Raw genomic sequence first — 14203 nt, 5'->3', positions numbered from 1 at the left:
CTAAACCTCCAAAACCTCTACAATATCTCCCGTTGTCACAGGATAATCGGCTAATACTTTCCCTTCGTCCAAAACGAACCCCTTATTAACAACATGGAGTTGGTATTTTTTTCTAGCATTCTCTTTTTCGAAGATGCTATCCAACTCCTTGATTAATCTCCTAACCTCAATGTGAGTCGGAATCCGTAAGTCCCTGATTCGTCCTCCATCATGTAAGGTAACATTGATATGCGTCTCCATCTCATCTCCTCCAATAGACCACTAGAAGATTATTCCTGGCCTACTTCATCCTTACCCATCAAATAGGTTGCTAAACTTGCAAGCAATAGAATGCCAACTACAATAGAAGCAAAAAACAGGCCAGAGAGAAGCCCTGCTGGAGCTCCCTCTGTCCCACTATCTACCTTGGTTGTCATCACCTTATGGGTCCGAGTATCAAACAAGGTCCCCACTTGCAAAATATCCGTGCTTGGTTTCTCACCAGTTTGGAATAGGCTATTTAGCTGATGCTCTAATAAGACTTGATCAGCTTCTTTTTTGGCAGTCAATTCTGCTTGATCTGGTGCCAAAAACAAAGATTGGACCAGTAAATCCTGACTACCTATTTTCTTTTCTTTTTCTACTTCAATGCGTGAACTATCAATTTGAAGACTATTGTCTCCAAGTTCGGACGCTTCTATCCCAACCGGAAGAAAGAGAACCAGGCAACTAAGAACAAGTGCTATCTTTTTCATTTAATCCTCTTTTTTATTTAGGAATTTTTCCACATCAACAAAAGCACTCAAGCCAGCAAAACCAAGCCCCAATACGAGCGCCGTAGCAATCACTGTCAGACTGGCAGCTTCGCCATCAAAGTAACCAGATAAACTATTTTCTAAAACAGAAAGAGGGTTGATGGCTTTCAGTGTTGCAGGCAGGCCTGTCAAACTAGCAGTTGTACCAATGGCATTGGATAGGTAAATAAAGCTGATAACCATGAAGAAGCTAATCCCCATGCCAAGTCCTTTGGCATTTTTTATCAATAGATACTGACCTTGTGCTAGTAATAGGCTAAACAAGGTAATCATCAGCACCCAAGTCGGGATCAACTCGCTATCAATCTGCAACTGTTGACTTGATACAACCCCGATCAATCCACCGACCAGAAGTGATAGAATGCTGAGCACAGTTACCGTTACTAAATCTGTATCCTCGAGACGGCTCACTTTAAACTTATCTTTCACAGCCTTAATCACACGATGAGTACCAAAAACATAAGCTGCAAACAGGGCCACCATCTCCAAGAGTAAAATCCAGGTGAAAGGTCTGTAGGTGTTGACTGTTGCTTTTACAGATGAAGACGATTCTGTCAATGGTGCGGACAAGAAATCCAAAATCACTTCATTGGGTACGCCATTGTCATAGGTATTGCTTAAGACAGAAGTAAAGGTTTTTACAAAGTCGCCATTTTCAGCCAATTCTGATTCAAACCTCTCCATCAGGGCAGTTGCCTCAGAAGATAGATTCTCTCCGCTTTCTTGAGCAGCCTGTACATCATTAGTAAATGTAGTGAAGACGGTATTGACATTAGTCGCCTCCTCAACGTTCTGTTCTGAAAGGGATTTTACCTCACCTGTAATAGAAAGGGAAGCATCCAATTCAGTAGCGAGCGCCGCAAGTTCTGTATCATGCGTTCCTTGAAGAGCAGTTTGTTGCTCCTGACCATCTGCAATAGACTGAGCTCGTGCCTTGACATCCTCCAAAAATGCCAGCTGATTCGCTATCTGTTGAGCCAAATCACTATTTGTCGTGCTGATATATTGGAGTTGATCTTTTAATTCTTGTTTGCGTCCTTCTAACTCAGCCAATCTTTCCTTCAAAGCTTGATCTTGTGCACGCGCTTCAGAATAGGATTGTAAATTAGCTGTAATGGAGCTCGTGACTAAAGAGGTCAACAGGGATTTCGCATCTTGGTTGAAGAAACTATCCGTCAAACTGCTACGTTCACTAGTTACAGTATTAACAGGATAATATTGATCTAATAAACGATTAGCTTGATTATACTTGGAAATGATTTCACTAACTTTTGCAGCATAAGCAACCTCTGCTTTACGATAAGCTTCCTGTTCTTTTAAGAAGTTTTCCCAATCAAATCCTGCTGTTGTGACTTCCAGATTATTAACACTTACTTTGACACTCCCCTGCGCCATCTCAGTTGTCGTGACAGGTGTACCAGTGGACGGTGACGTAGTCGATTCAGTATTCGCTTCCGATGAGCTCGAACTCGTCGTTGACGAAGTTGAAGTTGAATCCGTTACTACCGTTGTTGAAACCGTGGTCGTCTGACTCTTTTCATATTGGAGAGTGACGGTTACTGTATTATCCTTTTGCAAAGCAACAACTTCACTAGGATTAGTATAGCTATTGCCATTCAATTCCCAAGATACCAAATCAAACCCGCTAGGAATTTCTAAAGAAAGAGTGGCACGAGTTGTTGGAGTAGGAATTTTAAAATCTGCAGCAGCTTGAAGATGCGGTTCTAACTCTTTAGCAAGAGCCTGTAATTCTTTCAAATCATTAGAAGCTACAAAGTGTTCACCAAAATGCGCTTGCGCAAATGCTGCGTCAAATTGAATCTGACTCGCTGCCTTTGGATCCAATTTGTTTAAATCAGCAGTCAGATCTGCAGGAGTCAAGCTTGGTAAACCTGCCAATTGATTCAAAATCAACTGGTCTAAGCTCGTTTGATAGGATGCTAGAGAAATCGGCAACTCTGTACTCTTACCCAAAACCGCTCCAATGTGGATTGTTTCCAGACTATCGCCATAGTAAGTGGTTAAATGTGTTTCAGCAAAGTCAGAAATCGCAGCCTCATGCTCTGCTAATTTCGTACTCTCAGCTTCAATTGCTACCTGTAAATCGGCAATGGCTTGATCCAACTTTTCAACCAAACCAACATAGCCACTAGCTTCACCCGTCTCGTCTATCGCTGCTGCCCCCAACTGCCCCGAGAGCACCTCTTGGGTTGTTTTAGTCGTTGCAAACAACTGATCCGTTTCAGCACTGAGTACAGAGCTATTCATTGCTAAAAGCGAAGCTGAAAATTCTTCCTGTGATAGTTTTCCCTGATTTCGTTGTTCAATCAAGGTAGCTAAATTATCTTTTAGTCCCGTCTGAGCAGTATTTAGGCTATCATATGCCGTCACGTTGCCAGAAAGCGCTTCTTTCAAAAGATTATTAGCTGCCAATGTTGAATCAGCCGTCGAAGTCAAATTCGGAAAAAGTGTCTTAAAATCAACAGCTGTTTGATAGAGATTGTTCCTAAAAACAGCAATATTGGTCACCTTTGTATCTGACAAGGTCTGAACATTTCGTTGTGCCTGATAAAGATTCCCGAGAATGCTGGCCATATACATATCAATCAGCTGACTCTGTAGGTCTGCAATAATTCCTTTTGCCACCTTAACAGCTTCATTCTCTACCTGCAAATTACCATTTGCATTAATCTTATACGTGATTGTCGCTTTATCCACATTGGTATTGTTGATATCCAAGATTTTTGTTGAAAAATCGCTTGGGATGGTCACAACCAATTGGTAAAGCCCTTCTTTTAACCCCTTGTCAGCCGTACCACGACTGACAGTTGACCAGTTATGGGCAGTATTTTTTTCGATATTTTTTGCATAACTAGCACCAAGATTATATTCCGTACTATTTAGGGTTACAGTATTATCTTCATTTACCAAGGCAACATCCAGCTTAATATTTTGTTGCCCTGCTTCTTGCTCTTTCTTGGAAATACTCGTGTTGTTCTGAACGGCAATATTTAATCCAATGATAGATAGAAGCAAAAGTAAGACCAGCAAAGCATTTCTCCCATACTTCAAAATGCGCTGTTTATCCATTTTTCATATCTCCTTCATTTCGATAAAAAATAGGAAGGCTGGCGCCTTCCTAGCATTTGAACTTCGTCAACCCTTAGCCATTGATTTGCGCTGCAATGTCTGCATCTGTTTGCTCGATAATGTCAGCAACTTTATTCAATTGGGCATTGATATCTCGAAGCAACTCAGAAAATTCAACAATTTTTGGCTTAAGCGCTTCAAATTGAGCATCAAAACTGTCAAAAGCTGTACCTTCCCAGTTTTCACGAATAACAGATTGCTCATTTGACAAAGATGATAAAATAGCATCAATGTTATCTGAACCTTCTGTATAGCGAATCGCAGAAGTACGGAGCTCATCTGGGGTTAATTTAATACGTGACATATCGTTCTCCTTTTGTCTTATAATTACTAGTCCATTATATAATAAAAAAGTAAATAATACAACCATATATGCAACTTTATTTATAGAAAAATAATTATTTAGCCAGGTCAAAGCATAATTGTAAAAATTTTATACTATTTTGACTGCAGAACAAAAAAGATTGAAGGAAGATGTCCGAAACGGACCTTCCTCCAATCTGAGCTGAAAATTCAGCTTTTTTTATGCACGAATAATCAAAAGAGAGACTAGTTTAGCTCTCTTTGAGCGCAGGTTGGTAAATGTTATTCAAAAATATTTCCCAACTCTACATCAACTCGGTTTTCCTTGACATTGATGTCGGTCACAGCGAGCAAAGACTTGTAGTTAGCTACGCTACGGTCCCCTTTTTGGTTTTCCGCAAAGACAGCCACGCCTACCAAGGTTGAGTCAAACTCAGACAAAAGGCTAATCATACCATTGATGGTGCCACCATTTTTCAAGAAGTCATCGACGATCAAGACACGGCTTCCTGCCTTCAAACTACGCTTAGACAGGAACATCTTTTCGATACGGTCGCTAGATCCTGACACATAGTTGACAGAAACGGTTGAACCTTCTGTGATTTTCAAATCACGACGCACAATAACAAACGGTACATTAAGGACATTGGCAACAGCATTGGCCAAAGGGACACCCTTAGTCGCAACTGTCATGACCGCATCAATCTTTTCATCTTTGAAAGCATCTGCAATGATACGACCGACATTTTTCAAAATATGCGGTGTAGACAGCAAGTCAGATGAATAGATATAACCGCCTGGCAAGATACGATTACTTTCGGCCATCTGATCACGAAGGGCCTGTGCAATTTCGACAGACTCTGCCTTAGAGATTGATGGAGTAAAAACAACTCCTCCACTGGCACCAGTAATGGTTTCAATATGCCCGATAGAGCTTTCCTCAAAAGCCTTTTTAATGATGGCAATATCCTCTGAGATAGATGACTTGGCAGATTCATACTTTTCCGCAAAGGTATTCAAACTAGTTAATTCATAAGGGTGGTTGATGAGGTAATTGGAAATGACAACCATACGCTCACTTCTTCTTAATTTCATAAAATCATCCTCTTTCACTTTTTTCTATTATATCACAACAAACTACAAAAAGCGAACTTTTTTGATTAAAAAGTCCGTCTTTTTCGTATTTTGTTTATCGCTTACATATACCACCTTGGAAGATGATGATTAAAATATTCATACCATTCAGAAATCTTCTGCGCTTGCAACTTCATCAATGGAATTTGTTCGGAATCTATTTGTTCTGCCCAAGAAAGAGCGCCTAGACTATTTACTGTTACATAAAGAGCCATAAGTCTCCAAAATTCCTCTGGAACGCTTCCTTCAAAATAGGCATCTACCTGACCACGCGCAAAGGCTGGAGACAAATCTGCCGTGAAAATCAAACGGTTGAATTCTTCCCAGGGGTCTCCTATGTCGTAGCGATCAAAGTCTAAGATTTTTAGTTTTCCATCTCTTCCCAGTAGAAAATTCCCTGTATGAAAATCTCCATGATGGTAGGCAATCTGTCTCCCTTCAAGCAAGTGACGATTGGTCTGGACAAAGTCTATCATAGCTTGACCATTTGGATAGGAATGACTAGCTGCTTGGTAGGCAGCTAATTTACTATCAATCTTAGCCTGATAAAAACTGTTCCAGTCCCGTTGACCTTGGTCAATCGGTAGAGCATGCAAGGTTCGCAAAAACTGCCCTGACTGACAGCCCAAATCATACAAGACAGAATCAGGCAGATCGGAAGCCACTTCATTCATGTCCTGACCTTCCACCCATTCATAGAGGGTGTATACGGACAAGTCATCCGCCCAAAAACTTAGTGGCACTGCCACAGGCAAACCTAGACCAAACAGGTTTTCAACTAACTGAAACTCTAATCGCTTAGCCTCATAGGCTGGTCGCTCTGCTATTCTCAACAGACCAAAGCGACCATCTTCTAGCTGGACCTTGTACTTTTGGTCCGTGGACCAGCCTTTAGTAAGGGGCTGTCGAGACACTATCCTAACTGCCATTAGTCGATATTGGGCTTATAGAAGGCGCGGTTATCCATGGCAAAGATACGGTTGGTCATCTCGCCTGGGCCAACCTTGTCCAAGGCCGACAGCATCATCATCATTTCCGCATCGATGTTGTCAATCATGTGGAGGATTTCCGCCTCCATAATCTGCGGACGGACTGGGCTACCATACTCTAAGAGGCCGTGGTGGCTGAGGATAACGTGGCGCAGAACAGTCACTTCCTCCAGACTGTCATCGATGCCCAATTCCACCAAAACCTTGGTAATCTCTTCATCAATCAAGGAAATGTGTCCAATCAGATTGCCACGGACAGTGTAGCCTGTGTTATCAGGTCCTGTCAGTTCAATCACCTTTGCTAGGTCATGCAGCATGATTCCAGCAAAGAGCAGGCTCTTATTGAGCTGGGGATAGATGTCACCAATTTTATCAGCCAAACGGACCATGGTCGCCGTATGGAAGGACAAGCCTGAATAGAAGGCATGGTGATTGGTCTTGGCCGCTGGATAGGAATAAAATTCCTTGTCGTACTTGCTGTAAAGAGCACGGACAATCCTCTGCCAAGTGGCATTTTCGATGCGGAAAATCATCTGGCTCAGATAATCCTTTGTGTCCTTGACATCCACAGGCGGTTTTTCCTTGAAATCCGCAGGGTCGTTTGGTTCGCCAGCTTTTGGCAAACGGAGAACCAATTGATTGACTTGGGGTGTATTATTGTAAACTTCGCGGCGTCCCTGCATGTGAACAACTGTCCCAGCAGTAAAATCCTTGATTTTCCCTGGCTGGGCGTCCCAGACCTTGCCTTCAATCTCACCAGTATCATCCTGGAAGGTCAAAGCTAGGTAGTCTTTGCCAGCCCGTGTTTGACGGACATCTGCGGTCTTGATGAGATAGAATCCTTCGAAGAATTCATCTTTTTTCATTTGGTTAATTTTCATTATCTTCCTCATCTAATGGGGACAAGCCAAGCAGTCCCTTGGTTTGGTCATCTTCGTACAGGTCAATGGTACGAAGACTACGCTCGATAGCGTTGGTGCGAGTGGTTAGGAGTTTGTCAATATTGCTGCTGGCTTGATTGAGTTGTTTCTGAGCCTTAAGCAAGAGGTCAGAAAACTTGCCAAATTCCAGCTTGACATTGCCCAAGACCTTGGAAATATCATCGGCTGACCGTTGAATGTTGAGGGTCTTAAAGCCGACGGAGAGAGAATTGAGCAGGGCAGAAAGAGTGGTCGGTCCTGCTACCACGATATTTTCCTGACGGCGTAGGTCATCAAAGAAAATGGGATTGCGGACCACCTCTGAATAAAGCCCTTCGGTTGGCAAGAACAACACGCCAAAGTTAGTCGTTTCAGGCGGATTGAGGTACTTGTTCTGAATATCTTTGGCAAAGCGCTTGATAGCAGCCAAGAGATTTTTCCGATGGAGGTCAATCTGGTCCTTGTCCCCACTTTCGTAAGCATCTTCCAAGCGGTAGTAATCCGCCAGCGGAAACTTGGAATCGATTGGCAAGTAGATATAATCACCTTCCGTCCGTCCTGGTAGCTTGACCGCATACTCCACGCGCTCACTAGAGCCTGAAACCGTGGCAAACTCTCGTTCATATTGGCTAGGTGTCAAAATATCCTCGATAATCTGTCCCAGCTGCAATTCACCCATGATACCACGGGTTTTGGTGCCAGACAAAACCTTGTTAAGACTGCCCACATCACGCGCCACCGTCTGCATTTCGCCCAAACCACGATTGACCGATTCCAATTGCTTGGACACCGTTTCAAAGGAGGCTTGTAGGCGGGTTTGCAGGGTTTTCTCCAGCTTTTCCTCAACCGTCTGCCGCATTTCTTCCAGGCGTTTTTCATTGGACTCCTGAATGGCCTGCAAACGGCGGTCGGTGGCATCTCGTGTTTCCAAGTGGCTCTTATTCAGCTCCTGACGGATGTCAGTTAGCTGTTGGTAAAGCTCCGTGCGGAGTCTTTCTACTTCCTGATGAATGGCTTGCTGCTGTTTGAGGGTTGCATTTTCTAGTTGATAGCTGAGCTGATCAGACAAGTTGTCTGCTGTGTCTTCTGCCTGATCTTGCAAAAGCAGGGCCAAGCTCTGCCATTTTCCATAAAGAAAAACCAAGGCAATCAAGACCAGTATCAGCAAAATAAGTAATACAATATCCATCTAATTCTTATCCTTACTGTAGATAAGGACTACGTAGCCCTTATCCAGTTGAATGTCTATGTCTCTATCTATAAATTCGTTAGAGGAATAGCATTTTTTGAAAAAATAATTGCTGGCATCCAGCGGGTACTTGGCATGACGAATGGTCAGGCGACTCTGGTCCGACGGCATAAAGGAAATGTACTTCATACCAGCAATCGGCAAAATCCTATGACTGCCAGCAGGTCGAAAACGGACGACGTTCTGACTGTCCACCAATTCAATTTGCTCCATATAGGTTGCCAAGTCAGGCTCCGCAGCCAGAAATAGATTAGTCATCATGTGGTCCATGCGGCCACCCAAGGCACCGTATATGCGAACCTGGGCCTGCGGATATACCTTGAAGATTTCCTTTAAAGCCAGCTCCAAATCTGTATCATCTTTTTCAGCAGGAGCTTGCAAAAAACGCTCTGCTTGATCCTTTATCCGCCCCAACTCCTCAGAAGTCACCGAGTCAAAATCACCCATGGCCCAGTCAAGAGGCAGGGAATGGTCCAGAAGACGAAGAGAGCCTGCATCTACCCCCACATAGAGGTCGGCAGGCTCAGGAAGGCAGTCAAAGGAACCGCCTGCAATGACAGCAATCTTAATCATGGAGGGCCGCTCTCAATTTGGCAACGTTGGCATCCAAGTCTCCTTTGAAGAGATAGGAACCAGCCACAAAGACATTGGCACCCGCATTTTTGGCTGAATGAATGGTCTTGTCGTCAATTCCGCCGTCCACTTCGATGTCAAAGTTCAAGCCTTTGGCTTCACGGAGTTTGACCAAGGCCTCAATCTTCTCAGCCACTTCTGGAATGTAGGCTTGTCCACCAAAACCTGGGTTGACCGTCATGAGCAGAACCTGATCCACCAAGTTGAGCACAGGCTCAATGGTCACAAGAGGTGTACCTGGATTGATGACCACGCCAACCTTCATACCAGCGGCACGGATTTTCTGCAGGGTCCCATGCAGGTGAACCGTTGCTTCTGCATGAATGGTTAAAATATCTGCACCCGCACGTGCAAAGGTCTCAATATGATTTTCAGGATTGGACACCATGAGATGGCAATCAAAAACCAGCTTGCTATGAGGACGCATAGCCGCAACCACATCCGCCCCAAAGCTGATATTTGGCACGAAATGACCGTCCATGACATCAATGTGCACATACTCCACACCTGTCTTTTCTAGACGCTTGAGCTCTTTTTCAAAATTTGCATAATCTGCCGCCAAAATAGACGGTGCAATCTTATAATGTGACATACAGAACCAACTTTCTATTTGAATTTCTTACTTACCTTGGTATAGGTTTCACGCTGATTTTGGATTTCGCTGAGGAATTGAAGATAATTGTCAAAGCGACTTTGGGAAATGGCAGAGCTAGCAACAGCTTCCTTGACCGCACAATCCGGCTCATGGGTGTGGGTACAGGTCCTAAATTTGCAGTTCTGGCTGCTTTCCGCAATCTCTGGAAAACAATCTGTCAGAGCCTCAGCCTCCTTGACTTCATAGTCTAGGGATGAAAAACCTGGCGTATCCGCAATTTTCCCACCAAAGACATTGTAGAAGCTGACCGCACGAGTGGTATGGCGACCACGTCCCAGACTATCTGAAATAGCCCCTGTTTCCAAGGCTAATTCTGGTGCAATGCGATTGAGCAGGGTTGATTTTCCGACCCCTGTCTGCCCCATAAAGACCGTCACCTTATCCTGCAATAATGGCGTCAATTCCTCCAAATGATAGACAAATGGATAGCCAATTTTCTCATAGATAGCCTTGAAGGCATCCATCTCCGTCTGATCTTCTACCAAGTCCATCTTAGAGATATAGATAATGGGATCCATGTCCTTCTGTTCCAAAAGCACTAGGAAACGATCTAGTAGATTGGCATTAAAATCAGGCTCCTTGGCCGACATGATAACCACCGCCTGATCAATATTAACGATAGGAGGTCGAACCAAGCTATTTTTTCGCTCATGAATCTTTAAAATGTAGCCTTCTGAATTTTCCACCGCAGAAAAGTCCACAAAATCACCCACGTAGGGCGTTTGGCCTTTCTTACGAAAATTTCCTCTGGCTCTGGTTTGATAAATCTGTCCATTCGCCTCGACATAGTAAAAACCAGCCAAGGCCTTGATAATTCTTCCTTGCAATGAAGACTCCTTTGTGTGTACTTGTTCCTATTATACCAAATTTCCTAGGAAAAAACCGCAAACGGTTTCGATTTTACATTTTACTCTAGTCATTTCAATTTAAAAATAGTATAATAAAAAGCAAGCGGAGGTGGTGGAACGGCAGACACGCATGCTTCAGGCGCATGTGCCCATCGGGTGTGAGGGTTCAAATCCCTTCCTCCGCATTATTTATAAAGGATAACCCCAAGTCAAAGTTGATGGCTTGGGGTCATTTTTATATCTTCTCGCTCAATTTTCCATCACGCATTTCCAAAACCACCTCAAACATGTCTAGGATGGCTGGGTCTGATTGGTGCAAGATGGTAACGATGAGTTTGTCCTCCAGCTGCAAGAGGTTGGTCAAGACCTGCTTGGTCAGGGCAGGGTCTAAATGGGCGGTCGGTTCATCCAAGAGCAAGATGTCCTTGCCACTCATCAGGGCACGGAGCAGACACAGGATATTTTTTTCGCCACCACTCAAGAGACTGGGGTCTGTTGTTGTATGCAAGGTGTCCTGTAAACTCTTTGGCAAGCTCTTCAACAAGCCAAGCATAACATCTCTTCCCTTCTCATAAGTTCCAAAAACAGACACATTGCTTTCAAAATCGGTATGGTAAAGATGTTCAAACTGGCTGAGATAGAAGGCGGTAGCTACTTCCATTTCATGTGAAACATCATGTTCCAGATAGGAAATACTTCCCTTGTCCAGAGCTAGTTCTCCTGCCAACACTCGTAGAAAAGTGGATTTCCCGCTGGCTGACGGACCAATGATGGCATACTTTTTCCCCTTGTCAAACCGATAGGAAAAATCGGTGACTGCTAATTCTCCCACATGATAGGCCACATCCCTGACTTCTAAGGCTGTCACATTGAGATAGCTTGGCACTTGCTCAGACAAGACCTGACCAGCAAGATAGTCTTCTAAATTGGCAACTGTTTCCTTGGTTGAATGGATATAATTGACATCCAAGAGGATGTACTTCATAGGATAGATGAAATTTTCAACATAGCTAAAAGTCGCAATGGCAGCTCCAATGGTCAACTCTTTTTGCAACAAGAGGTAGCCGACCAAGCCAAAAGCTGTTAATTGCACCAAAAACATGGAAAATCCATTGACAACATTAGCCAGGGTCTTGAATTGCCCAAAGCGAAAACGAGCCTGTTCACTTTCTTCTACTGACCGATGGTGGACACGACTGATGGAGCCGAAAGTTTCGGTATTAACGCGGTTCTTAGCAGAAAAGAGGTCAGTCACCACTTGAAAATAACTTTCCAAACTCTGTAAAAATGCCCGCTGCCGCTGAGAAAGGGGGCCAGAAATCCACTTGGGAATGAAGACCGCCAAGGCAGACGATAGAATAATCCCAACCGCAACCAGCGGATGAACAAAGAGAAAGAGGGAAACCGCATAGATGAGCATGCTCAAGCTAGAGCGAATAATGTCCATGAGAGGACTCAGATAACTCTCCTCAATGGTTTCCAAATCGTTGTCAAAAATGGACAAATAGGCAGAGACATTCTTCTCTGAAAATTTAGCTAAAGGCTGTGATAACAAGCTGTTTGCCAGGCCTTTTTTTGCCGTGACATAGAAGCCCTGAGACACCTTCCACTCATAAACCTGGGAAACGTACTGAAAAACTGAATTGGCAATGATGGTCAAAGCGTAGGCCAACAAGAGCCATACAAGCCCTGTCCAGCCCATCTGAAAAATATGGTCAAAAAGATACTTATTTAACTCCGGCAAAACAACATTGGTCAAACTATATAAGATATGGAAAACCAACTGAATGGCAATAACAAACCGCAATTGATAGATGATTTTTTTCATAACTCCTCCTAGATAGGAACAATCTGACAAAAAATTAATTGCTCTCCCCAATCCGTACCACACCATCATAACGAGAAAGGACCTCATCGGACACACGGTGGGAAATATGAATGAGCGTCTTATCTGCTAGTGAGGTAAGGTAGGCTTCAATTACTGTATAGGTTTCCTGATCCAAGGCAGACAGACTTTCATCCAGCAACAAGATGTCCTTATCTTGCAACAAGGCACGAATCAAGAGCAGGCGCTGCTTTTGTCCGCCAGACAGTCCGCTATCATCACTAATTTCCTCGCTCAAAGAAGCATAACTTGGGAAACGACTGTCAAGGTTCATGGTCTTAACGAGAAACATCAGCCTATCTGCTGAAACCTCCCGTCCCATGGTCAAGTTGTAAAGAACCGTATCATGGAAAAGGGCTCCCTCTTGTGGCAGATAGGCAATCTTGTCTTGAATGGCTTGGTAAGACAAGTCTGCAAGAGAGGTTTTATCAACGTAAATATCCCCTGCTTGCAGTTGGCTATTCTTGGTCAAAATAAGAGCCAAGGAAGATTTGCCAGAACCACTTTCCCCAAGAATTAAATACTTCTTGCCACGTTCAAACGTTACGGTCAGGTCTTCAAAGACCTGCTTCTCACCGATAGCATAACTAGCCTTGACCAGTTGCATGCTCTGGAAAGCTGAAGCTAGTTCCTGTCCCTTCGTTTCTTGCCCCAAAGTAGATAGCTCAAACTCTCGCTTCAATTCCTTAACGGCATGCCTGTCCAAAAAGGCTGCCGCAATGCTATTAATAGGATCCACCAACTGCTCTGAAATGGTCAGAATAGCTGTCAAGCCACCGATGGTCAAGGCGCCAGAGAAGACCTGAAAACCACCGATAAAGATAATCGAAAGAGTGGTCAGATAAAAGACGAAACCGACTAAGAGCCGCATGGTTACTGTCGTTCGAGTGGCCTGATTGACCTTGTCATTTACTGCTTGATAGCGATCGTTCAGCCCATCTAAAACCTGCTGTCTTTGGCGGCTATTTTTCACTTGCAAATAACCTAGAAAGACATCTGAAACCCTTGTATTATAGACCTGCTGACTGTCCGAAATCGCCTCCTGATTGAGCCTTCTCCGCTTTTTAAACAAATAGGGAATCACAACTGGCAAGAATGAAATCAGAATCAAGAAAATAGCGGTCAGACCATCCAAGCTAAGAAGGGCCAAACTGGCAATGCCAAAGGTACAAGCACCTTGAAAAATCGTAAAAAAGGCGTCGTAATAATCTTCTTTCACCGTCTCCAAATCATTATTGAGCTGGGAAATATAGGCTCCTGCCCCCTGCTCAACAAACTGCCTAAAAGGTAAATTAAAAATTTTCCCAATAAAGGTCGCCTGCAATTGGAAACCTACTTGATTGAGATAGCTGACATTGGCAATCTGACGAATGTATTCAAAGACCAGCATGACAAGGACAGTTAGCCCCATCAGCACAAAATATGACGCAAAGGCCTGTCTATCTCCAGTCGCAATAGCATCAATAATATAGCGATATTGGTACAGAAAGCCAACATTGAGCAGGGATACTGCAAAAATACAAGATAAGGTTAGCCAAAAATTCCTCTTTTTCATTTCCCCTCCACCGTTTGATAGATTTCTAAGCAAACATTTGGTCACTTTCATCTACATTATAGAATACGAATTCAAGCTGTTTCCATAC

General features: G+C 43.6%; 13 protein-coding genes and 1 tRNA gene. 1 reads left to right on the top strand and 13 read right to left on the bottom strand.

Going from position 1 to position 14203, the window contains the following annotated elements; genetic code table 11:
• The 11 genes from K5Q34_RS03785 to rsgA form a co-directional block, all read right to left on the bottom strand.
• Positions 1-240 (bottom strand): EsaB/YukD family protein, encoded by a 240-nt coding sequence (locus K5Q34_RS03785; protein ID WP_024413501.1) that lies wholly within the window; start codon positions 238-240, stop codon positions 1-3.
• Between the two features lie 29 nt (positions 241-269).
• Entirely contained in the window at positions 270-734 is a 465-nt protein-coding gene (gene essA / locus K5Q34_RS03780; RefSeq protein ID WP_013730613.1) for a type VII secretion protein EssA, read from the bottom strand.
• Entirely contained in the window at positions 735-3884 is a 3150-nt protein-coding gene (gene esaA, locus K5Q34_RS03775; protein WP_221864546.1) for a type VII secretion protein EsaA, read from the bottom strand.
• Between the two features lie 73 nt (positions 3885-3957).
• Complete coding sequence (locus tag K5Q34_RS03770; protein ID WP_013730614.1) at positions 3958-4248, bottom strand: WXG100 family type VII secretion target; 291 nt, start codon at positions 4246-4248, stop codon at positions 3958-3960.
• A 281-nt stretch (positions 4249-4529) separates the two neighbouring features.
• A complete protein-coding gene (gene purR / locus K5Q34_RS03765) occupies positions 4530-5342 on the bottom strand; it encodes a pur operon repressor (protein ID WP_002938438.1) in 813 nt (270 codons plus the stop codon).
• A gap of 101 nt (positions 5343-5443) precedes the next feature.
• Positions 5444-6310, bottom strand: coding sequence for an aminoglycoside phosphotransferase family protein (locus tag K5Q34_RS03760; protein WP_221864545.1), 867 nt, complete (start codon positions 6308-6310; stop codon positions 5444-5446).
• A complete protein-coding gene (locus tag K5Q34_RS03755) occupies positions 6310-7251 on the bottom strand; it encodes a 3'-5' exoribonuclease YhaM family protein (RefSeq protein ID WP_044758634.1) in 942 nt (313 codons plus the stop codon). Before K5Q34_RS03755 ends, K5Q34_RS03760 begins: the two co-directional genes overlap by 1 nt.
• Complete coding sequence (locus tag K5Q34_RS03750) at positions 7241-8479, bottom strand: DNA recombination protein RmuC (RefSeq protein ID WP_221864544.1); 1239 nt, start codon at positions 8477-8479, stop codon at positions 7241-7243. The genes K5Q34_RS03755 and K5Q34_RS03750 overlap by 11 nt, the downstream gene beginning before the upstream one ends.
• Complete coding sequence (locus K5Q34_RS03745) at positions 8480-9112, bottom strand: thiamine diphosphokinase (protein WP_024414599.1); 633 nt, start codon at positions 9110-9112, stop codon at positions 8480-8482.
• On the bottom strand, positions 9105-9764 hold the full coding sequence (rpe, locus tag K5Q34_RS03740; RefSeq protein WP_024407309.1) for a ribulose-phosphate 3-epimerase: 660 nt from the start codon (positions 9762-9764) through the stop codon (positions 9105-9107). Before rpe ends, K5Q34_RS03745 begins: the two co-directional genes overlap by 8 nt.
• Positions 9765-9778: 14 nt before the next feature.
• The gene (gene rsgA / locus K5Q34_RS03735) at positions 9779-10654 is read right to left on the bottom strand and encodes a ribosome small subunit-dependent GTPase A (protein ID WP_221864543.1); all 876 of its coding nucleotides are present in this window, start codon (positions 10652-10654) and stop codon (positions 9779-9781) included.
• Positions 10655-10778: 124 nt separating this feature from the next.
• Between rsgA and K5Q34_RS03730 the strand changes: the two genes are divergently transcribed.
• Positions 10779-10860, top strand: a tRNA-Leu gene (locus K5Q34_RS03730).
• Between the two features lie 50 nt (positions 10861-10910).
• Here the strand turns inward: K5Q34_RS03730 and K5Q34_RS03725 are convergent.
• Together K5Q34_RS03725 and K5Q34_RS03720 are read right to left on the bottom strand one after the other, a co-directional pair.
• Complete coding sequence (locus K5Q34_RS03725) at positions 10911-12503, bottom strand: ABC transporter ATP-binding protein (protein ID WP_221864542.1); 1593 nt, start codon at positions 12501-12503, stop codon at positions 10911-10913.
• A gap of 34 nt (positions 12504-12537) precedes the next feature.
• Complete coding sequence (locus tag K5Q34_RS03720; protein WP_172115001.1) at positions 12538-14115, bottom strand: ABC transporter ATP-binding protein; 1578 nt, start codon at positions 14113-14115, stop codon at positions 12538-12540.
• Positions 14116-14203 lie beyond the last annotated feature (88 nt).

It is taken from the genome of Streptococcus sp. 2018110, from assembly GCF_019754115.1.
GTDB lineage: Bacteria > Bacillota > Bacilli > Lactobacillales > Streptococcaceae > Streptococcus > Streptococcus hashimotonensis.
This window is presented reverse-complemented; position numbering and strand designations above follow the sequence as displayed.

What these genes read in the sequence shown, in the direction of transcription:
- K5Q34_RS03785 (WP_024413501.1), bottom strand. Translation starts at nt 240, where the DNA reads ATGGAGACGCATATCAATGTTACCTTACATGATGGAGGACGAATCAGG.
- essA (WP_013730613.1), bottom strand. Translation starts at nt 734, where the DNA reads ATGAAAAAGATAGCACTTGTTCTTAGTTGCCTGGTTCTCTTTCTTCCG.
- esaA (WP_221864546.1), bottom strand. Translation starts at nt 3,884, where the DNA reads ATGGATAAACAGCGCATTTTGAAGTATGGGAGAAATGCTTTGCTGGTC.
- K5Q34_RS03770 (WP_013730614.1), bottom strand. Translation starts at nt 4,248, where the DNA reads ATGTCACGTATTAAATTAACCCCAGATGAGCTCCGTACTTCTGCGATT.
- purR (WP_002938438.1), bottom strand. Translation starts at nt 5,342, where the DNA reads ATGAAATTAAGAAGAAGTGAGCGTATGGTTGTCATTTCCAATTACCTC.
- K5Q34_RS03760 (WP_221864545.1), bottom strand. Translation starts at nt 6,310, where the DNA reads ATGGCAGTTAGGATAGTGTCTCGACAGCCCCTTACTAAAGGCTGGTCC.
- K5Q34_RS03755 (WP_044758634.1), bottom strand. Translation starts at nt 7,251, where the DNA reads ATGAAAATTAACCAAATGAAAAAAGATGAATTCTTCGAAGGATTCTAT.
- K5Q34_RS03750 (WP_221864544.1), bottom strand. Translation starts at nt 8,479, where the DNA reads ATGGATATTGTATTACTTATTTTGCTGATACTGGTCTTGATTGCCTTG.
- K5Q34_RS03745 (WP_024414599.1), bottom strand. Translation starts at nt 9,112, where the DNA reads ATGATTAAGATTGCTGTCATTGCAGGCGGTTCCTTTGACTGCCTTCCT.
- rpe (WP_024407309.1), bottom strand. Translation starts at nt 9,764, where the DNA reads ATGTCACATTATAAGATTGCACCGTCTATTTTGGCGGCAGATTATGCA.
- K5Q34_RS03725 (WP_221864542.1), bottom strand. Translation starts at nt 12,503, where the DNA reads ATGAAAAAAATCATCTATCAATTGCGGTTTGTTATTGCCATTCAGTTG.
- K5Q34_RS03720 (WP_172115001.1), bottom strand. Translation starts at nt 14,115, where the DNA reads ATGAAAAAGAGGAATTTTTGGCTAACCTTATCTTGTATTTTTGCAGTA.